Here is a 20,782-nt window from a genome sequence, read left to right on the forward strand (position 1 = left end):
CCAACGACCAGACACCCACCCTCCACACCGAAACAGTGCGTCAAGTGAGGCCGGCATCCCAGAGGCGAACGAAAAAATCGTTCCCTCAGGACCCAACAGCGTGCCCGACCCACCAAGCGGTCCCCGCGTTCCACGCCCCCGGAGGAGCAGTACTGACAGACCCATACTCGATGTGCCGAATAGTCAACGTTCCACCCATGAGCAACCGTGCGAGACATTCGCTCGCAACCGGCCATGTGCTCCTTAGAAAGGAGGTGATCCAGCCGCACCTTCCGGTACGGCTACCTTGTTACGACTTCGTCCCAATCGCTGGTCCCACCTTCGACGGCTCCCTCCCAAGGGTTAGGCCACCGGCTTCGGGTGTTACCGACTTTCGTGACGTGACGGGCGGTGTGTACAAGGCCCGGGAACGTATTCACCGCAGCATGCTGATCTGCGATTACTAGCAACTCCAACTTCATGGGGTCGAGTTGCAGACCCCAATCCGAACTGAGACCGGCTTTTTGGGATTCGCTCCGCCTCGCGGCATCGCAGCCCTTTGTACCGGCCATTGTAGCACGTGTGCAGCCCAAGACATAAGGGGCATGATGATTTGACGTCGTCCCCACCTTCCTCCGAGTTGACCCCGGCAGTCTCCTGTGAGTCCCCATCACCCCGAAAGGCATGCTGGCAACACAGAACAAGGGTTGCGCTCGTTGCGGGACTTAACCCAACATCTCACGACACGAGCTGACGACAACCATGCACCACCTGTACACCGACCACAAGGGGGCGACCATCTCTGGCCGTTTCCGGTGTATGTCAAGCCTTGGTAAGGTTCTTCGCGTTGCGTCGAATTAAGCCACATGCTCCGCTGCTTGTGCGGGCCCCCGTCAATTCCTTTGAGTTTTAGCCTTGCGGCCGTACTCCCCAGGCGGGGAACTTAATGCGTTAGCTGCGGCACCGACGACGTGGAATGTCGCCAACACCTAGTTCCCAACGTTTACGGCGTGGACTACCAGGGTATCTAATCCTGTTCGCTCCCCACGCTTTCGCTCCTCAGCGTCAGTAATGGCCCAGAGATCCGCCTTCGCCACCGGTGTTCCTCCTGATATCTGCGCATTTCACCGCTACACCAGGAATTCCGATCTCCCCTACCACACTCTAGCCTGCCCGTATCGAATGCAGACCCGGGGTTAAGCCCCGGGCTTTCACATCCGACGCGACAGGCCGCCTACGAGCTCTTTACGCCCAATAATTCCGGACAACGCTCGCACCCTACGTATTACCGCGGCTGCTGGCACGTAGTTAGCCGGTGCTTCTTCTGCAGGTACCGTCACTTGCGCTTCTTCCCTGCTGAAAGAGGTTTACAACCCGAAGGCCGTCATCCCTCACGCGGCGTCGCTGCATCAGGCTTTCGCCCATTGTGCAATATTCCCCACTGCTGCCTCCCGTAGGAGTCTGGGCCGTGTCTCAGTCCCAGTGTGGCCGGTCGCCCTCTCAGGCCGGCTACCCGTCGTCGCCTTGGTAGGCCATTACCCCACCAACAAGCTGATAGGCCGCGGGATCATCCTGCACCGCCGGAGCTTTCCACCCACCCCCATGCAGGAGCAGGTCATATCCGGTATTAGACCTCGTTTCCAAGGCTTGTCCCAGAGTGCAGGGCAGATTTCCCACGTGTTACTCACCCGTTCGCCACTGATCCACCCCGAAGGGCTTCACCGTTCGACTTGCATGTGTTAAGCACGCCGCCAGCGTTCGTCCTGAGCCAGGATCAAACTCTCCGTGAATGATTACCCGTAATCGGGTTCACACCCGCGTTGAGCGGCACGGCGGTCACCGGAATGAGGTGAACCCCGCGCACTGCGTCCTCGCTGTGTTTGTTACTTCAAAAGGAATCTCCAACCCCAGAAAATCCGGGGCCGGGGATGTCAACATATCTGGCGTTGACTTTTGGCACGCTGTTGAGTTCTCAAGGAACGGACACTTCCTTCGGACCGCCTTCCAGCGGACCCTCCGGGTGTTTCGCTCTTTCGTGTTTCCAGCTTATCAGATGATTTCCGGCCCGTTTTCCGCGGTCCGTTTCATCGGATTTGCTTTTGCCCTTCGGCACTCCCGAACTCTATCAGAGTTCTTTCACCGGCTTTCCCGCCTCGAACTGAATTCGAGCGGCACCGACCGGCGGTGGGGCAACTCGGAGAACATTACGCACCGAGCTGCCCCACGTCAAACCGGGCCTCCGGGACGCGAGGGTCAGACCTCGACGACCACCGGCAGGATCATCGGCCGGCGGCGGTAGTTATCCGCCACCCACTTGCCGATGATGCGCCTGACCAGCTGCTGGACCTGGCGTACCTCCAGCACCCCGTCGTTGGCGGAGCGGGTGAGGGCCTCCTCCAGCTTGGCGACGACCGGCCCGAAGGCGCCGTCATCGATGCCGGAGCCGCGGGCCTGGATGGTCGGGCCGCTGACGATCTTGCCGTTGGTGGAGTCCACCACGACGAAGACCGAGATGAAGCCCTCCTCGCCCAGGATGCGGCGGTCCTTCAGCGAGGCCTCCGTGATGTCGCCGACGGACGAGCCGTCGACGTACACGTAGCCGGCCTGGACCTTGCCGACGATCCGGGCCACGCCGTTTTCGAGGTCGACGCAGACGCCGTCCTCGGCGATGACCGTGCGCTCCTTCGGAATGCCGGTCTTGATGCCCAGGTCCGCGGCGGCCCGCAGGTGGCGCCACTCGCCGTGCACCGGCATGAGGTTGCGCGGGCGGCAGATGTTGAAGAAGTAGAGCAGCTCGCCGGCCGACGCGTGGCCGGACACGTGCACCTTGGCGTTGCCCTTGTGCACGACGTTGGCGCCCCAGCGGGTCAGGCCGTTGATCACGCGGTAGATCGCGGTCTCGTTGCCGGGGATCAGCGAGGACGCGAGCACGACGGTGTCGCCCTCGACGATCCGGATCTGGTGCTCCCGGTTGGCCATCCGCGAGAGGGCGGCCATCGGCTCGCCCTGCGAGCCGGTGCAGACGAGCACGACCTTGTCCTCGGGCAGGTCGTCCAGCGTCTTGACGTCGACGACCAGGTTGCCGGGGACCTTCAGGTAGCCGAGGTCGCGCGCGATGCCCATGTTGCGGACCATCGAGCGGCCGACGAAGGCGACCTTGCGGCCGTTCGCGTGGGCGGCGTCCAGCACCTGCTGGATGCGGTGCACGTGGCTGGCGAACGAGGCCACGATGATCCGGCGCTTCGCGGTGGCGAAGACGTTGCCCAGCGCCGCGGAGATGTCGCGCTCGTGCGGGATGAAGCCGGGGACCTCGGCGTTGGTGGAGTCCACCAGCAGGAGGTCCATGCCCTCCTCCGCCAGCTTGGCGAAGGCCGGCAGGTCGGTGAGGCGGCCGTCGAGCGGCAGCTGGTCCATCTTGAAGTCGCCGGTCGCGACGACCATGCCGGCCGGGGTGCGGACGGCCACCGCGAGCGCGTCCGGGATGGAGTGGTTGACCGCGATGAACTCGCAGTCGAAGGGGCCGATGCGCTCGCGCTCGCCCTCCTTGACCTCCAGCACGTACGGGCGGATCCGGTGCTCGGCGAGCTTGGCCTCGATCAGGGCCAGGGTCAGCTTCGAGCCGATCAGCGGGATGTCCGGGTTCTCCCGGAGCAGGTACGGGACGGCGCCGATGTGGTCCTCGTGGCCGTGGGTCAGGACGATGCCGTCGATCTTGTCGAGGCGGTCCCGGATGTACGTGAAGTCCGGCAGGATCAGGTCGACGCCGGGCTGCTCGTCCTCGGGGAAGAGCACGCCGCAGTCGACGATCAGGATGCGGCCGCCGTACTCGAAGACCGTCATGTTGCGGCCGATCTCGCCGAGGCCGCCGAGCGGGGTGATGCGGAGGGCGCCCTCCTTGAGTGCGGGCGGCGCGCCGAGTTCGGGGTGCGGGTGGCTCAAAAGACTCTCCTCACGACGCACGCCATATGCCCGGGATCCTCCGGTGACATATGGCGTGCGTCCATCGTCGGTTTCCTACGTACCAGGTGCTTCCGCGCCTTCGGTCCGGTCCAGCGGCAGGCCTTGGGGGCCCGGCGAGCCGGGGCGCGCACGTCTCTGTCTGCTACAGGTGTACCCCGCCGGCGGCCAGATCCTGCCTCAGTTGCGCAATCTCCTCGGCCGTGGCGGCCACCAGCGGCAGCCTCAGCGGCCCGGCGGGGTGCCCCTGGAGGTTGAGCGCGGCCTTGCTGAGGATGACGCCCTGGGTGCGGAACACACCGCTGAAGACGGGCAGCAGGCTCTGGTGGACGGCGGTGGCCTTGGCCGTGTCGCCGGCGGTGAACGCCTCGATCATCGACCGGAGCTCCGGGGTGACCAGGTGGCTGACCACGCTGACCACGCCGACGGCTCCGACGGAGAGCAGCGGCAGGGTCAGGATGTCGTCGCCGGAGTACCAGGCGAGACCGGAGCGGGCGATCGCCCAGGAGGCGGCGCCGACGTCGCCCTTGGCGTCCTTGTTGGCGACGATCCGGGGGTGCTCGCCCAGCCGGACCAGCGTCTCGTGGCTCAGCGCGACGCCGCTGCGGCCCGGGATGTCGTACAGCATCACGGGCAGGCCGGTGGCGTTCGCGATCTCCACGGTGTGCCGGTACAGGCCCTCCTGCGGGGGCTTGCTGTAGTACGGGGTGACGGCGAGCAGGCCGTGGGCGCCGGACGCCTCGGCCTGGCGGGCCAGCTCGACGCTGTGGTGGGTGTCGTTGGTGCCGACGCCGGCGATCACGTGGGCCCGGTCCCCCACGGCCTCGACCACCGCGCGCACCAGCCGGGCCTTCTCGGCGTCCGAGGTGGTCGGTGACTCGCCCGTGGTGCCGTTGAGGACGAGGCCGTCGTTGCCGGCGTCCACGAGGTGGGCGGCCAGGCGCTGGGCGCCGTCGAGGTCGAGCCCGCCGTCGGCCGTGAAGGGGGTGACCATCGCGGTCAGGACCCGGCCGAAGGGCGTCTGGGGAGTGGAGGTCGGAGCCATGTGTCCAAAACTACTCGTAGGCGACCGGGGGCGGTCACGCCGGTCCACGGTTCGGACATCCGCGGCCCCCGTACGGGCCGGGGACGCGGTGCTCGGACGTGGGACTCCGGTGCTGCCCGCTCGGGGGTTCAGGCAGCACCGGAATCCGTGTTCCGAGCGTAGGGAGCAGCCCGAATGCCTGCAATCCGGACATGCCCGATGGGCCGCCGAATGCTTATCGCCGCAGGTCAGGGGGCGACTCGGCCGTGCTCCTCGAAGGCCGCATGGGTGAGCGGCATGAGCCGCGCCCACTGCTCCTCCATCTGCTCGGCGACCATCTCGATCTCGCGCTGCGGGAAGGACGGCACGGTCGCGTTGTCGCGCTTGGTCCGCAGCGACAGGAAGTGCATCAGCGAGCGGGCGTTGCAGGTCGCGTACATCGACGAGAACAGGCCGACGGGCAGCACGGCCCGTGCGACCTCGCGGGCGACGCCGGCCTCCAGCATCTCCCGGTAGGCCTGGTAGGAGGCCCGGTAGGAGGCCTCCATGGCCTCGGAGACGACCTTCTGCTGCTCGGCCGTGCCCTCGACGAACTCGTAGCGGCCGGGCTTGCCCTGCTGGACGAGCCTGCGGTCGGCACCGGGCAGGTAGAAGACCGGCTGGAGCTCGCGGTAGCGGCCGGACTCCTCGTTGTACGACCAGCCGCTGCGGTGGCGGTGGAACTCGCGGAAGACGAAGATCGGCGCGCTGATGAAGAAGGTCATCGAGTTGTGCTCGAACGGGGTGCCGTGCCGGTCGCGCATCAGGTAGTTGATCAGGCCCGCGGAACGGGCCGGGTCCTGGCCGATGGTCTCCAGGGACTGCTCGCCCTTGGTGGAGACCCGGGCCGCCCAGAGCACGTCGGTGTCGGTGGCCGCGCTGCGGACCAGCTCGACGGTCACGTCGCTGCGGAACGTGGGGACCGGTTCGTCGCTCACGCGAGACTCCTTGCTGGATCGGTGGTGCGGTGGAGCGTGATGGCGTGCTGCATCGCCTTGCGGGCGCGCGGGGTGTCCCCGGCGTCGGCGTAGGCGACGGCGAGGCGGAAGAAGACCCGCCAGTCACCGGGGGCGGCCTCGGCCTCGGCCTTGCGGCGGGCGAACACCGCGTCGGCGGAGGCCCGGTCGATGCGGCCGCCGGAGGTGCGGGTGAGCTCGTCGACGGGCAGGCCGCCCTCGGCCTCCAGTTCGCGGGCGAGTTGCTCGCTGGCCCGGCCGAAACGGTGGGTCTGGCGCAGGAACCAGACGCCGATCGGCGGGATGACGAAGGCGCAGACGCCGAGGCCGATGCCGAGCGGCTTGCCGGTGGCGACGAGCTGGACGCCCTCCGTTATGCACAGGAGGGAGACCAGCAGCAGGGCCGCGGCGAGCAGGAAGAAGCCGGTGCGGGAGGTCATCCGGGGCTCACAGGTCCAGGAAGTGTTCGAGGCCGAGGGTGAGGCCCGGGGTGTCCACGACGCGTCGCACGCCCAGCAGGATGCCGGGCATGAAGCAGCTGTGGTGCAGCGAGTCGTGGCGGATGGTGAGGGTCTCGCCGGTGTCGCCGAGGAGCACCTCCTGGTGCGCCAGCAGGCCGCGCAGCCGGACGGAGTGCACCGGGACGCCGTCCACGTCCGCGCCGCGGGCGCCGGGCAGGCCGTGGGTCGTCGGGTCCCCTGGCGGGGCAGGCCGGCGGCGGTGCGGGCGGCGGCGATGAGCTGGGCGGTGCGGGTGGCGGTGCCGCTGGGCGCGTCGGCCTTGCGGTCGTGGTGGAGTTCGACGACCTCGACGGTGTCGAAGTACCGGGCGGCCTTCTGCGCGAACTGCATGGAGAGCACGGCGCCGATGGAGAAGTTCGGCGCGATCAGCAGGCCGGTGGCGGGGTTCTCGGCGAGCAGGCCGCGGACGGTGGCGAGGCGCTCGTCCGTCCAGCCGGTGGTGCCGGTCACGACGTGCACGCCGTTGCGCAGGCAGTGGTCGAGGTTGGCCATCACCGCGTCGGGGTGGGTCAGCTCGACCGCGACCTGGGCGCCGGCGTCGGTCACCTCGGCGAGGTCGGACTTGCTGCTCAGGGCGGCGACGAGCTCCAGGTCGGGGGCGGCCTCGACGGCCTTGACGGCCTCCGAGCCGATCCGGCCGGTCGCGCCGATCACGGCGACACGCAGCGTCATGCGGGTTCCTCCTGGGCGAGCAGGCCGGTGATGGCGGCCGCCCGCTTGTCGTTGATCGGGCCGATCAGGGCGAGCGAGGGCCGGTTGGCCCCCAGCACATCACGGGCGACCGCGTGGACGTCCTCCAGGGTCACGGCCGCTATCTTCGCCAGCATGTCGTCGACCGACAGGTGGGTGCCGTAGCAGAGCTCGGCCTTGCCGATCCGGTTCATCAGCGAGCCGGTGTCCTCCATGCCGAGCACGGTGGAGCCGGAGATCTGGCCGATGGCCCGCTGCAGCTCCTCCTCGGTGATGCCGTCGGCGACCACCTTGGCGAGCTCCTGGCGGCAGAGGCCGAGGACCTCCTCGATGCGCTTGGGCTGGCAGCCGGCGTAGATGCCGAAGACGCCGCTGTCGGCGTACGAGGACGAGTAGGAGTAGACCGAGTAGGCCAGGCCGCGCTTCTCCCGGACCTCCTGGAAGAGCCGCGAGCTCATGCCGCCGCCGAGGGCCGCGTTGAGCACGCCGAGGGCCCAGCGCCGGTCGTCGTGGCGGGGCACGCCGGGCACGCCGAGGACGAGGTGGGCCTGCTCGGTGGGCCGGTTGAGGACCTGGACGCGGCCGGCGGTGCGCACGCTCTTGGCACCGCGGCGGACGTCGGCGGGGTGGCCCGCGGACTTGGCGAGGACGGGCGCGAACGCCTCCTCGACGAGCTTGACGACCTTGCGGTGGTCGAGGTTGCCGGCGGCCGCGACGACCAGGTGCTCGGGCTTGTAGCGGCGCTTGTAGAAGCCGGCGATCTGGTCGCGGCTGAGCTCGGTGACGGTCTTCTCGGTGCCGAGGATCGGACGGCCGAGCGGGCTGTCGCCGTAGATCACGCGGGCGAACAGGTCGTGGACGACGTCGCCCGGGTCGTCCTCGGCCATCGCCATCTCCTCGAGGATGACGCCGCGCTCGGCGTCGACGTCCTCGGGGCGGATCAGCGAGCCGGTGAGCATGTCGCAGACCACGTCGATGGCCAGCGGCAGGTCGGTGTCGAGCACCCGCGCGTAGTAGCAGGTGTTCTCCTTGGCGGTGAAGGCGTTCATCTCGCCGCCGACCGCGTCCAGCGCGGCGGAGATCTCCAGGGCGCTGCGCCGCGCGGTGCCCTTGAAGAGCAGGTGCTCCAGGTAGTGGGTCGCGCCGTTCAGGACGGGCGTCTCGTCGCGGGAGCCGACGCCGACCCAGATGCCGAAGGTCGCGGAGCGGACCGTGGGCAGGGTCTCGGTGACGACCCGCAGGCCGCCGGGGAGGACGGTGCGACGTACCGTGCCGGCGCCGTCGACGCCCTTGAGCAGAGTCCGCGTGGTGCCGGGGCGCTGCGTAGCCGCGGAGGCCTGAGCCACCAGGTGTACCTCTCAGATCGGGGAAGAACAGGGTGCGGCCCGCACGCCGGTAGGGCGTGCGGGCCGCGGAGCACTACCGGGTCACTCGGAGGCGGCGGTGTCGCCGCCCTCCTCGCCCTCGACCACGGGGATGAGGGAGAGCTTGCCGCGCGGGTCGATCTCGGCGATCTCGACCTGCACCTTGGTGCCGACCGCGAGCACGTCCTCGACGTTCTCCACGCGCTTGCCACCGGCGAGCTTGCGGATCTGCGAGATGTGCAGCAGGCCGTCCTTGCCCGGCATGAGCGACACGAACGCGCCGAACGTCGTGGTCTTCACCACGGTGCCCAGGTAGCGCTCGCCGACCTCCGGCATGGTCGGGTTGGCGATCTGGTTGATCGTGGTGCGGGCGGCCTCGGCGGCCGGACCGTCGGAGGCACCGATGTAGATGGTGCCGTCGTCCTCGATCGTGATCTCGGCGCCGGTGTCCTCCTGGATCTGGTTGATCATCTTGCCCTTGGGGCCGATGACCTCACCGATCTTGTCCACCGGGATCTTGATGGTGATGATGCGGGGCGCGTACTGCGACATCGCGTCCGGGGTGTCGATGGCCTCGTTCATCACGTCGAGGATGTGCAGGCGGGCGTCCTTGGCCTGCTTCAGCGCGGCGGCGAGCACCGACGCCGGGATGCCGTTCAGCTTCGTGTCGAGCTGGAGGGCGGTGATGAAGTTGCGGGTACCGGCGACCTTGAAGTCCATGTCGCCGAACGCGTCCTCGGCGCCGAGGATGTCGGTGAGGGTCACGTAGTGGGTCTCACCGTCGATCTCCTGCGAGATCAGGCCCATGGCGATACCGGCGACGGCGGCCTTCAGCGGCACACCGGCGTTCAGCAGCGACATGGTGGAGGCGCAGACCGAGCCCATCGAGGTGGAGCCGTTGGAGCTCAGCGCCTCGGAGACCTGGCGGATCGCGTAGGGGAACTCCTCGCGGGTCGGCAGCACGGGCAGGATCGCCCGCTCGGCCAGCGCGCCGTGGCCGATCTCGCGGCGCTTGGGCGAGCCCACGCGGCCGGTCTCGCCGACCGAGTACGGCGGGAAGTTGTAGTTGTGCATGTAGCGGCGACGGGTCTCCGGGGAGAGCGTGTCGAGCTGCTGCTCCATGCGCAGCATGTTCAGCGTGGTGACACCCAGGATCTGGGTCTCGCCGCGCTCGAACAGGGCCGAGCCGTGGACGCGCGGGATGGCCTCGACCTCGGCGGCCAGGGTGCGGATGTCGGTGACGCCGCGGCCGTCGATGCGGACCTTGTCCTTGATGACGCGCTCGCGGACGATCTTCTTGGTCAGCGCGTTGTAGGCGGCGCCGATCTCCTTCTCGCGGCCCTCGAACTCCGGGAGCAGCTTGTCGGCGGCGATCGCCTTGATGCGGTCGATCTCGTTGTTGCGCTCCACCTTGCCGGCGATGGTGAGCGCCTGGGCGAGCTCGTCCTTGACCGCGGCGGTCAGGGCGTTGAGCACGTCGTCCTGGTAGTCCAGGAAGACCGGGAACTCGCCGGTCGGCTTGGCGGCCTGGGCGGCGAGCTGGGCCTGCGCGGCGCACAGGACCTTGATGAACGGCTTCGCGGCCTCCAGGCCGGCGGCGACGATCTCCTCGGTCGGCGCGTCGGCGCCGCCCTCGACCAGCTTGATGGTCTTGTCGGTGGCCTCGGCCTCGACCATCATGATCGCGACGTCGCCGTCCGGCAGGGCGCGGCCGGCCACGACCATGTCGAAGACGGCGTCCTCAAGCTCGCTGTGGGTCGGGAACGCGACCCACTGGCCCTTGATCAGCGCGACGCGGACGCCGCCGATCGGGCCGGAGAAGGGCAGGCCCGCCAGCTGGGTGGAGGCGGAGGCGGCGTTGATCGCGACCACGTCGTACAGGTGGTCGGGGTTGAGCGCCATGACGGTCACGACGACCTGGATCTCGTTGCGCAGGCCCTTGACGAAGGACGGGCGCAGCGGGCGGTCGATGAGGCGGCAGGTGAGGATGGCGTCCTCGGAGGGCCGGCCCTCGCGACGGAAGAACGAACCGGGGATCCGGCCCGCGGCGTACATCCGCTCCTCGACGTCGACCGTCAGCGGGAAGAAGTCGAAGTGCTCCTTCGGCTGCTTGGACGCGCTGGTGGCCGACAGCACCATGGTGTCGTCGTCCAGGTAGGCCACGGCGGAGCCGGCGGCCTGACGGGCCAGGCGGCCGGTCTCGAAGCGGATGGTACGGGTGCCGAAGCTGCCGTTGTCGATGACGGCCTCGGCGTAGAACACGTTCTCTTCCACCTGGAAGATCTCCTCTTTCGTACGTCTCCGGAGGAGCGTCAACCGCACTGCCTACCTGCTGCCCGGGCAGTCTGGGCCGGTCTTCGATCGAAGCCCCCGGGGTGTCCTCGTGCACGGGACTCCCGGCGGCCACTACCGAGGACCGGCGCCTCTTTGAGCCGGTCGGCGGTCGCGTGTGGACGCTCCCCTGGTGCGGGCGGCTTCCGTTTGAAGCCAGCGGCCCGCGCATGGTGTGGGTGCTGCTCCGCAGGCGGCGCGTCTCGCGCGCCAACCCGGGCATGCCCTTCACCTTACAAATTCACACCCTACAGAGCGCGGCATTACGATGCGCGTCTCTGTCGCGGATGCACAAGGGGCGGCTCCCCCGTGCAGGGGAGCCGCCCCTTGGAGCGGTGTCAGCGAGCGCCGCCCGCGGCGCCGCGGCGGATGCCGAGGCGGTCGACGAGGGTACGGAAACGCTCGATGTCCTTCTTGGCCAGGTACTGCAGCAGGCGGCGGCGCTGGCCGACCAGGATGAGCAGGCCACGGCGCGAGTGGTGGTCGTGCTTGTGGGCCTTCAGGTGCTCGGTCAGGTCCGAGATACGGCGGGAGAGCATGGCCACCTGGACCTCGGGAGAGCCGGTGTCGCCCTCCTTCTGGCCGAACTCGGCGATGATCTGCTTCTTGACGTCGGCGGCGAGAGCCACGGCATCTCCTTCTGGTGGGCCCGAGTGATCCTGGTCTGCTGCACAGGATCGAACATGACTCGGACCGCCCAAGCGTACCAGCGCCCGCCCCCGCCCCCGGACGGGGCGGCGACGGGCGCCGGCGGAGTACGGCCGCGAAGGTCAGGCGGTGGCGCCTCGGACCAGGGCGTAGATGTTCAGGACGGCCAGGGCCAGCGGGACGAGCGAGATCAGCATCAGGCCGTCCACCATGTCCAGGATGCGCCCCCAGAACGGGGAGACACCGAGTCGGGGAACGATCAGGGCAATCGCGGTCAGCAGCGCGGCGCCCAGCGCGACCGACGCCGACAGCCAAATCGTGCGCAGGTCGACCGAGGCGCCGGCGCTGCCCTGCATCAGTTGCTTGGCGATGAACAGCGGGGTGTGCAGCGACAGGCCGAGGATCAGCAGGCCCAGGCCGGCCAGGCCGGCGATGGTGAGGCTGAACACCTGCGCGGTGTAGCGGAACAGCCGTGCGCGCAGCATCGTCGAGATGCCGATCGCCAGGGCGAGCAGCTCGCCGAACATGGTGTCGCTGAAGCCCAGCACCGCGCAGGCGCCGACCACGGTGGCGGCGCAGCCGCCGACCAGGCCGACCAGGACCTCGTGGCCGCGGCGGGCCTGGTGCGCGATCCGCTCGTACTGGACGACCTCGGTGCGGTCGGTCTCCTCGCCGTAGGCGGTGCCGCGGGTGCGGGTCTGGCCGGGGGCGCTGAAGCCGACGGGCAGCCGGGCGAAGCGGGCGGAGAGGGCCGGCAGGAAGCCGACCGCGGCGACCGCGGCGACGCCGGTGACGGCGGCGATGTGGGTGGCCGGGGTGCCGTCCAGCAGGACGGCGGCGAAGGTGGCGAGGGTGCCCGCGGCGGCCAGGAAGGAGGAGGCGACGAAGACGGAGTCCTTCTCCGGCAGGAGGCCGACCAGCAGCACCGAGACGATCAGCACCGCGACGCAGCCGACCAGGAACTGCAGGCGGCCGGGGCCGCCCCCGGTCGTGTCGACCGGGAGGATGCCGGAGCCGGCGATCAGGGTGTGCGGCAGCGCGCCGAGGCCGAGCGCGAGGGCGGCGTCGTGGTCGTCGTAGACCCGGGCCCGGACGCCGGCGAGGGTGACCAGCACGACGGCGGTCACGCCGGACAGGATGCCCGGCAGGCTGTGCATGTCGTGGCGCAGGTCGGAGAACCAGAGCGCGAAGCCGAGCAGGACGAGCAGCAGGCCCGCGCCGACCAGGCCGAAGCCGCGCATCAGGTCCGGGCTCCAGAACCGGCGGTCGGCCTCGACGGCGCCGGCGATGGCGTCCGCCACGTCGTCGTACACGGCCGGCGGGAGCGACTCGGAGAACGGGCGCAGGCTCAGCAGGTCGCCGTCCCGGACCTGCTGGGCGGCCAGCGGGAGTCCGCTGTCGAGGACGGTGCCGTCGCGCCGGACGAGGTGGAAGCCGGTGGGTGCGCCGTCCACCTGGGTCTGTCCGGAGAGCCGCAGTACCTCGGGGTACACGTCCGCGAGCGGAACGTCCTCCGGCAGTGCGACGTCGATCCGGCTGTCCGGCGCCACGACGGTGACCCGGCAGAAACCGGTCGTTGCATTAGCGCTCACCGGCGCTCCCCCTTGTTGGATGTGCCTGCTCGTCAAGCTTCGGTCCTGCGGTGCGCCTGTCGTCCGGGTCGGAACTGACACGGTCCTGACGACAGTTGGCGCGGCGTTACCCTACCGCCCGCCCGGACGGCGGCGAGCGCCGGGACCTTCCGGAATTCCCCGCGGTGGCCGGGGTGGGGGAGAAATGCCTTCGGAACGTGAGCCGTTGATGGAGGGTTGTGATGCTTCGCACCCGAAACCCGCTCGGCTGACCCCGTGGTCGAACCGTCCGGACGGCCCAGTAGGATCTGCCCCTGCGCAAGGCGTACGGGGGCGGGCTGGTGCAGCAACCCTCAAGGGCGTCTGCGGTCGACGGAGCGGGGGCGGCGTCATCCAACGGGGCGCCCTCACCCGTACGTAATCGGTTGCGTGAGGGTTGGTGCCGTAGTGAGTGTGGTGACCGTCAAGCGTCCGGCCCGGGCATATCCGCCCCCGGTGCCGGACGAACCGGTGGAGCTGGTCGCACCACCGGAGCTGCCCAGGTCGGGCGGCGAGGACTGGATGATGTCCCTGCTTCCGCTGCTCGGCATGGGCGGATCCTCGGCATTCCTCTTCTCGGGCCAGGGCCCGATGAAGATCATGGGCGTCCTGATGGTGGCCTCCACCGCGGGCATGTCGGTGGCCCAGATCGTGAAGGCCCGCCGGGGCGGCAACGCCGGCACCGCGGACGAGCGCCGGGACTACCTGAAGTACCTCCAGCAGATGCGCCGCCAGGTCCGCCGCACGGCCGAACGCCAGCGCGGCGCACTGCTGTTCACGCACCCCGAGCCGGACCAGCTCTGGTCGGTCGTGGCCGAGGGCCGCCGACTCTGGGAGCGCCGTCCCACCGATCCGGACTTTGCGCAGGTACGGCTGGGACGCGGGCCGCAGCAGCTGTCCACCCCGCTGGTCGCCCCGCAGACCGCTCCGCTGGACGAGCTGGAGCCGCTGGCCGCCGAGGCCATGGGCACCTTCATCAAGTCGCACGGCACGCTGCAGGACCTGCCGCTGGCGGTGTCGCTGCGCGCCTTCTACCACATCACCGTCTGCGGCGACCCGGACACGGTGTACGGCAATGTCCGGGCGATGATCGCCCAGTTGACGACCCTTCACTCGCCGGACGACCTGATGGTCGGCGTCGCCGCGGCACCGGGTGCGATCGACGAGTGGGAGTGGGCGAAGTGGCTGCCGCACACCCAGCACCGCAAGGAGAACGACGGGGCCGGCTCGCGCCGCCTGATCGCCTCCGGGCTGGGCGAGTTGGAGGAGTTGCTCGGCAAGGAACTGGAGGGCCGCAAGGGCTTCTCCCGCGACAACGTGCCCAGCGCCGACAAGCCGCACCTGATCGTGGTCATGGACGGCGCCGCGGTGCCGCAGGACTCGATCCTGGCGGGCCCGGAGGGCGTCGAGGGCGTGACCGTCATCGAGGTCGTCCCGGGTGACCTGGACGAGCCCAGCGGCCACCTGGTGATCACCGTCGGCAAGGACCGGCTGCTGCTGGAGTCCGCGTCCGGCGCCTCGTACTCCGGCAAGCCCGACACCCTCTCCGCGTGGCAGTCCGAGGCGCTGGCCCGCCAGCTGGCGCCGTTCCGGGTGTCGGCCGGCGGGGACGACGGCGACCCGTCGCTGGTGTCGATGGACTTCACCGAGATGATGAACACCGGCGACCCGGGGTCCTTCGACCCGGCCCGGCACTGGCGGCCCCGCCCGATGGCGGAGAAGCTGCGGGTGCCGCTGGGCGTGGGCACCAACGGCGAGTACGTGTGGCTGGACATCAAGGAGGCCTCGCTCCAGGGCATGGGCCCGCACGGCATGTGCGTCGGTGCGACCGGTTCCGGCAAGTCCGAGGTGCTGCGCACCATCGTGCTGGCGCTCGCGGTGACGCACTCCTCCGAGGTGCTGAACCTCGTCCTCGCCGACTTCAAGGGCGGTGCCACCTTCGCCGGCATGGCGGAGATGCCGCACACCGCGGCCGTCATCACCAACCTCGAGGGCGAAGCCACCCTGATCGACCGCATGCGCGACGCGATCGAGGGCGAGATGAACCGCCGCCAGGAGCTGCTGCGCGCGGCCGGCAACTACGCCAACATCAACGAGTACGAGCGGGCCCGTGCGGCGGGCGCGGCACTGGACCCGCTGCCCTCACTGCTGATGATCATCGACGAGTTCTCCGAGCTGCTGACCGCCAAGCCGGACTTCATCGACCTGTTCATCCAGATCGGCCGGATCGGCCGTTCGCTCGGTATGCACATGCTGCTCGCCTCGCAGCGACTGGAGGAGGGCAAGCTCCGCGGTCTGGACACCTTCCTCTCCTACCGCCTGGGTCTGCGCACCTTCTCGGCCGCCGAGTCGCGGGCCGCGATCGGCGTCCCGGACGCCTACCACCTGCCGCCCATCCCCGGCGTCGGCTACCTGAAGTTCGGCTCCGACGTGATGGAGCGGTTCCGGGCCGCGTACGTCTCCGGCCCGTACCGGCCGCCGGGCCAGCAGCGGACCAGCGGCGGCCAGGTGATCACCGCGCAGCCGGTGCTGTTCACCGCGGCCGAGGTGCCGATCATCGAGCCGGTGGTCGAGCAGGTCGTCGAGGAGGTCGAGGAGGTCGACGACTCGCTGCTCGACACCATGCTCGACACCTTTGTGCACCGCATGATCGGCCAGGGCCCGCCGGCCCACCAGGTGTGGCTGCCGCCCCTGGAGGCCGCCCCCAGCACGGACCAGCTGGTGCCGCCGCTGCAGGTCACCGCCGAGCGCGGCCTGACGTCGCCGGAGTACGGCGCGCTGGGCCGCCTGGTGGTGCCGGTCGGCATCGTCGACAAGCCGCGCGACCAGCGCCGCGACGTGCTGTACCAGGACTACTCGGGTGCGGCCGGTCACGGCCTGATCGTCGGTGGTCCGCAGTCCGGCAAGTCCAACATGGTCCGCGCCCTGGTCGCGGGCTTCGCGGTCACCCACACGCCGGTGGAGACGCAGTTCTACCTGCTCGACTTCGGCGGTGGCGCGTTCGGCGCGCTGGCCGGTCTGCCGCACGTCGGCGGCGTGGCCGGGCGTCTGGACGTCGAGAAGGTCCGCCGCATGATCAGCGAGGTGCACGGTGTCCTGAACCGCCGCGAGGAGCTGTTCCGCTCGGCCGGGATCGACACCGTGACCACGTACCGCAGCCGCCGGGCCGCGGGCCAGCTGCCGGACGAGCAGTTCGGCGACGTCTTCCTGATCATCGACGGCTGGCTGACCTTCAAGCAGGAGTACGAGGTCCTCGAACCCGTCATCAACGACATCGCGCAGCGCGGTCTGACCTACGGCGTGCACGTGATCGTCACGGCGGCGCGGTACGCCGAGGTCCGGCCGGCCCTCAAGGACCTGCTGCAGAACCGCACCGAGCTCAAGCTCGGCGACTCGATGGAGTCGGAGATCGACCGCAAGGTCGCGGTGAACGTCCCGGCCGGCGCCCCCGGCCGCGGCCTCACCGCCGGCAAGCTGCACTTCCTGTCGGGCCTGCCGCGCCTGGACGGCTCGTCCGAGACCGCGGACCTCACGGACGGCGTGGCCGACCTGGTGGCCCAGGTGGACGCGGCCTGGACGGGCCCGCGGGCCCCGCAGGTCCGCATGCTGCCGGCCGTGCTGGACGGCAACTCGCTGCCGAAGGGCTTCGAGCACCCCGAGCTGGGTGTCGCCTTCGGCATCGACGAGGTCGAGATGGCACCGGTCTTCGTCAACTTCGAGACCGACCCGCTGTTCATCGTCTTCGGCGAGAGCGAGTCCGGTAAGTCGGCGATGCTGCGGATGCTGATCAAGCAGATCACCGAGCGGTACACCCCGGAGCAGGCCGGCATCGTGGTCGGCGACTTCCGCCGCTCGCTGCTCGGCGTCGTGCCGCAGGAGTACCTGGTCGAGTACGCGGCCGCGGCGCCGGCGATGTCGGCGATCGTGGAGATGCTCCGCGGCGCCTGCTCGCGCCGGCTGCCCGGCCCGGACGTCACGCCGGAGCAGCTGCGCAACCGCAGCTGGTACAGCGGCAAGGACATGTTCGTGATCGTGGACGACTACGAGCTGGTCGCCACGGGCTCGGGCAACCCGATGGCCCCGCTGGCGGAGTTCCTGCCGTTCGCCCGCGACATCGGCCTGCGCATCATCGTCGCGCGCAGCGCCGGCGGCGCCGGCCGGGCGCTGTTCGAGCCGGTCATGCAGCGCATGCGCGAGCTTGGCGGCCAGGGTCTGCTGCTCTCGGGCGACAAGAACGAGGGTGCGCTGCTGGGCACCGTGAAGCCGCAGCAGCTGCCGCCGGGCCGGGGCGTCTTCGTGTCGCGCCGGATCACGGCCGGCCAGACCGTCCAGACGGGCTGGCTGCCCACCCTGTAGCAGTGACCGTGCGTGACCACAAGGGCCGGACTCCTCGGGGGTCCGGCCCTTGTCGTGTCCGGGGTCCGGACGGTGCGAGAACGTTACCTATTTTTTTGCCGCCCCCGGCTGCGGTTCCCGCACCCCGGCGGGCAGCCCGCGGGGGCGCGATCGATCGCCTGCGCCCTATGGAGTGAACCGGCCCACAACCTTCGATTCACATGCCGTTCAGGAGCTATAGCCTTGGAATCAATCCCAATTCTTCCGAGTTGACAAGACGGACAAAGGTGGAATTTGCGGCACACGGCCACCGGATCGCATGCCTATGCGTCGGATCGCAACGGATTCCGAAGCAGATCGTCCGTTGACGCAGGCAAAGCGTCGCGGTTCCATGGCCAATCGGGAGCGACAGAACATCACGCCAGGCAAGCCCATCGGAGGCGATAGCGCTCCCTCCCCCAAGCCCCACACAGTCGATCGGACGCCCCATGACCGACACGCTTCGCCCGCCACTCGCCGTAGTCGAATCCACGGCCGACACGGGCTCCCCCAAGAAGCTCACCCGATCGCTCGGGGTCGTGGGCGGAACACTGCTCACGCTGTCGTGCGTGACGCCGGCGTCCTCCCTCTTCGTCATCGTGCCGGAGCTGTTCAACTCGCTCGGCACCCTCACCGCGATGTCGATCGCGATCGGCGCGGTCATCTGTATCGCCGTGGCGTTCTGCTACTCCGAGCTCGGCACCCTGGTCCCCAGCGCCGGCGGCGAGTACGCGATGGTCGGCACCCTGGCGGGCCGCTTCGCCGGCTGGCTGGTGTTCATCCAGTCGCTGATCGTCGTCATGATCGTGCCCTCGCTGATCGCCATCGGCACGGCCGACTACCTGGCGCCGATCGTCCACCTCGACCCGAAGTGGACCGGCGCCGCCGTCATGATCGCCGCCACCGTGGCCGGCCTGCTGGACCTGCGCGCCAACGCCTGGATCACCGGCGTCTTCCTCGTCCTGGAGGTCATCGCGGCCGGCGTGGTCGCCTTCCTGGGCTTCGGGCACTCCGAGCGGGGCCTCGGCAGCCTGGTGCACGGCGCCGTCGCCGACGCGCACGGCGCGACCGGCGGGGTCGGCTTCGCCGCGGTGCTCGCCGCGATGGGCACCGCACTCTTCGTCACCCAGGGCTTCTCCACCGCCATCTACCTCTCCGAGGAGCTGGAGAACCCGCGCCGCAACGTCGCCCGCACCGTGCTGTGGACGCTCGCGCTGTCCGTCGTGGTCATCATCGTCCCGGTCGTCGCGATCACCCTGGGCGCCCCCGACCTGGCCTCGCTGACCGGCGGCGACATCTCCTCCCTGGTCACCGGCTGGAGCAACTCCGCGGTCGGTACCTTCATCAGCCTCTGCGTCGCCCTGGCGATCATCAACGCCGGCATCGTCATGGTCATCCAGAACTCCCGCGTGCTGTTCGCCTCCGGCCGCGACAAGGCCTGGCCCGAGCCGGTCAACAAGGCCTTCGGCACGCTGAACGGCTTCAGCGCCCCGTGGATCTCCACGCTGGCCGTCGGCGTCCCCGGCGCCGTGCTCTGCTTCGTCCCGCAGGAGCAGCTGACCAACATCACCGGCGTGGCCGTGGCCGCGCTCTACCTGCTGGTCGCGGTCGCCGCCCTGTTCTCCCGCCGCGGCGCGCACAAGCACGCCTCCGCCTGGCGCCAGCCGCTGTGGCCCGTGCTGCCGGTGCTGCTGATCGTCGCGCTCGGCTACCTGCTGACCCAGCTCGACGTCACCGCGCTGCTGTGGACGGGTGCCATCACCGCGGTCGCCAGCCTCTACTGGCTGTTCTACCTGCGCCCCCGGCAGGACAGCCGCTGGGTGATCACCCTGCCCGAGGACGAGCAGGTCTGACCCCCGCCACGACGCCGTCGGCCCGGCACCCCACGCGGGGGTGCCGGGCCGACGGCGTCGTGCTGCGGTCCCGCGGTCAGCTCTCGCGACGGCGCCGGTAGTCGCGCACCACCACCGCGCCACCGCCCAGCGCGGCCACCACGAGGCCGCCCGCGCCCAGCACGTAGGTGCCGGTGCGGCGGTCGCGGTCGGCCTGGGTCTCCTCCAGGCCCAGCGGCTGGGCGACGATCGGCACCCGGTCGATCTTGACCTTGGCGTCGTCGTGCACGACCGGGTCCTGGTCGTCGGGGCCCTGGACGGCCTTCACCGGGTCGACCACGCCCCAGCCCACGAACCGGTTGCGGGTGCGCTCGGTGCGCTGGGCGCTCTGCTCGATCCGGGCACGGACCTGAGCGGCCGTCCAGTCCGGGTGCGCGCCCTTGAGCAGCGCGGCCACCCCCGCCACGTAGGGAGCGGAGAAGCTGGTGCCGTTGTCCACGCAGTGGCCGCCGGCCGGGACGGTGGAGAGCATGTCGACGCCGGGCGCCGCGATGTCCACGAAGTCCCCGTACTCGGAGAACGTCGCGCGCTCGTTGTTGCGGTCCGAGGCGCCGACGGCCAGCACCGTCTCGTAGGCGGCGGGGTAGGTCGCACCCTCGCGGCCGTCGTTGCCGGAGGAGGCCACCACGACCACGTTCTCGGCCTCCGCCGCCTGCACGGCCTCCTCCAACTGCTTGGAGTCGTCGAAGTTGGAGGTCTCGCCGTCCGCGCGGACGTCCTGCGAGATGTTGATGACGTCGGCGCCCTTGGCGACGGCGGTGTTGATCGCGTTGACCAGGTCACCGACCTTGCCGTTGCCCTGGTCGTCGTTCTGCTTGAAGCTCATGATCTGGGCGCCCGGTGCCAGCCCGACGAAGCCCGTGCCGGCCATCGGGCGGGCCGCGATGATGCCCGCGACCTTGGTGCCGTGCCCCACGGTGTCGGTGACGCCGTTGCCGGTCTGGCCCTGCGAGTCCTTGAGGGACGACCCCTCGTCGATCACCGCGTTCTCGAGCTGCCGGTTCCGGTTGTCCACCCCGGTGTCGATCACGGCGACCTTGACCGGGTCGCCCTTCTTCTTCTTCTTCCCGAAGTCCTTGGCGAAGGTGCCGGACCGGCCCTGGCTCCACAGCTCGCTGAGCACCACCCGCTGGAGCGCCCAGGGGGTGCCCTGGACGACGTCCGACGGGAACTTGCACTCACCGGCCGCGGCTATCCCGATCGGGGCCCAGTGCGAGCCGCCCCCGCCCTGGGCCGCCCCCGGACTCGGCGAGGCCGACGGCGAGGCCGGGGCCGCGTACGCGGGAGCCGCGGCGAACGCGCCGACCACCCCGAGTACCACGGACGCGGCAGCGGCCCTGCGGAACGTACCCAACGACACCTGTCTTCCCCTCTGATCCACCGGATGTCGTGCGCGT

11 protein-coding genes, 1 rRNA gene and 1 pseudogene are annotated in these 20,782 nt (G+C 69.7%); 2 read left to right on the plus strand and 11 right to left on the minus strand.

The window, feature by feature from the left end:
• Nucleotides 1-247: 247 nt before the first annotated feature.
• The 10 genes and pseudogenes from ABEB13_RS15320 to eccD form a co-directional block, all read right to left on the minus strand.
• Nucleotides 248-1,769: ribosomal RNA gene (locus ABEB13_RS15320) — 16S ribosomal RNA — on the minus strand.
• Nucleotides 1,770-2,232: 463 nt separating this feature from the next.
• A complete protein-coding gene (locus ABEB13_RS15325) occupies nt 2,233-3,918 on the minus strand; it encodes a ribonuclease J (RefSeq protein ID WP_345705969.1) in 1,686 nt (561 codons plus the stop codon).
• 163 nt (nt 3,919-4,081) lie between these two features.
• Complete coding sequence (gene dapA, locus ABEB13_RS15330) at nt 4,082-4,981, minus strand: 4-hydroxy-tetrahydrodipicolinate synthase (protein ID WP_345705970.1); 900 nt, start codon at nt 4,979-4,981, stop codon at nt 4,082-4,084.
• 227 nt (nt 4,982-5,208) lie between these two features.
• Nucleotides 5,209-5,937, minus strand: a complete 729-nt coding sequence (thyX, locus tag ABEB13_RS15335) for an FAD-dependent thymidylate synthase (protein ID WP_100890129.1) — start codon at nt 5,935-5,937, stop codon at nt 5,209-5,211.
• Nucleotides 5,934-6,395: a hypothetical protein gene (locus ABEB13_RS15340; protein WP_345705972.1), complete on the minus strand. Its 462-nt coding sequence runs from the start codon at nt 6,393-6,395 to the stop codon at nt 5,934-5,936. The genes thyX and ABEB13_RS15340 overlap by 4 nt, the downstream gene beginning before the upstream one ends.
• Nucleotides 6,396-6,402: 7 nt before the next feature.
• Nucleotides 6,403-7,148, minus strand: a pseudogene (gene dapB, locus ABEB13_RS15345) (4-hydroxy-tetrahydrodipicolinate reductase).
• Nucleotides 7,145-8,515, minus strand: coding sequence for a M16 family metallopeptidase (locus tag ABEB13_RS15350; RefSeq protein WP_345709677.1), 1,371 nt, complete (start codon nt 8,513-8,515; stop codon nt 7,145-7,147). The pseudogene dapB and the gene ABEB13_RS15350 overlap by 4 nt, the downstream one beginning before the upstream one ends.
• Before the next feature lie 78 nt (nt 8,516-8,593).
• A complete protein-coding gene (locus tag ABEB13_RS15355) occupies nt 8,594-10,804 on the minus strand; it encodes a polyribonucleotide nucleotidyltransferase (RefSeq protein WP_100890125.1) in 2,211 nt (736 codons plus the stop codon).
• Between the two features lie 395 nt (nt 10,805-11,199).
• Nucleotides 11,200-11,490: a 30S ribosomal protein S15 gene (gene rpsO / locus ABEB13_RS15360; protein WP_030274764.1), complete on the minus strand. Its 291-nt coding sequence runs from the start codon at nt 11,488-11,490 to the stop codon at nt 11,200-11,202.
• 141 nt (nt 11,491-11,631) lie between these two features.
• On the minus strand, nt 11,632-13,101 hold the full coding sequence (gene eccD, locus ABEB13_RS15365) for a type VII secretion integral membrane protein EccD (RefSeq protein ID WP_345705973.1): 1,470 nt from the start codon (nt 13,099-13,101) through the stop codon (nt 11,632-11,634).
• Nucleotides 13,102-13,527: 426 nt separating this feature from the next.
• On the opposite strand from eccD, the gene eccCa reads away from it, so the two are divergent.
• Together eccCa and ABEB13_RS15375 are read left to right on the plus strand one after the other, a co-directional pair.
• Nucleotides 13,528-17,475: a type VII secretion protein EccCa gene (gene eccCa, locus ABEB13_RS15370; protein WP_345705974.1), complete on the plus strand. Its 3,948-nt coding sequence runs from the start codon at nt 13,528-13,530 to the stop codon at nt 17,473-17,475.
• A gap of 467 nt (nt 17,476-17,942) precedes the next feature.
• Nucleotides 17,943-19,346, plus strand: coding sequence for an APC family permease (locus tag ABEB13_RS15375; RefSeq protein WP_345705975.1), 1,404 nt, complete (start codon nt 17,943-17,945; stop codon nt 19,344-19,346).
• Nucleotides 19,347-19,422: 76 nt separating this feature from the next.
• Here ABEB13_RS15375 and mycP read toward each other — a convergent pair whose 3' ends face one another.
• A complete protein-coding gene (gene mycP, locus ABEB13_RS15380) occupies nt 19,423-20,745 on the minus strand; it encodes a type VII secretion-associated serine protease mycosin (protein ID WP_345705976.1) in 1,323 nt (440 codons plus the stop codon).
• Nucleotides 20,746-20,782 lie beyond the last annotated feature (37 nt).

Origin of the sequence: Kitasatospora paranensis (genome assembly GCF_039544005.1) — a bacterium.
Taxonomy (GTDB): domain Bacteria; phylum Actinomycetota; class Actinomycetes; order Streptomycetales; family Streptomycetaceae; genus Kitasatospora; species Kitasatospora paranensis.

Excerpts from the sequence above, each read along its gene's own strand:
- dapA (WP_345705970.1), bottom strand. The coding sequence starts at position 4,981 with ATGGCTCCGACCTCCACTCCCCAGACGCCCTTCGGCCGGGTCCTGACC.
- ABEB13_RS15340 (WP_345705972.1), bottom strand. The coding sequence starts at position 6,395 with ATGACCTCCCGCACCGGCTTCTTCCTGCTCGCCGCGGCCCTGCTGCTG.
- ABEB13_RS15375 (WP_345705975.1), top strand. The coding sequence starts at position 17,943 with ATGACCGACACGCTTCGCCCGCCACTCGCCGTAGTCGAATCCACGGCC.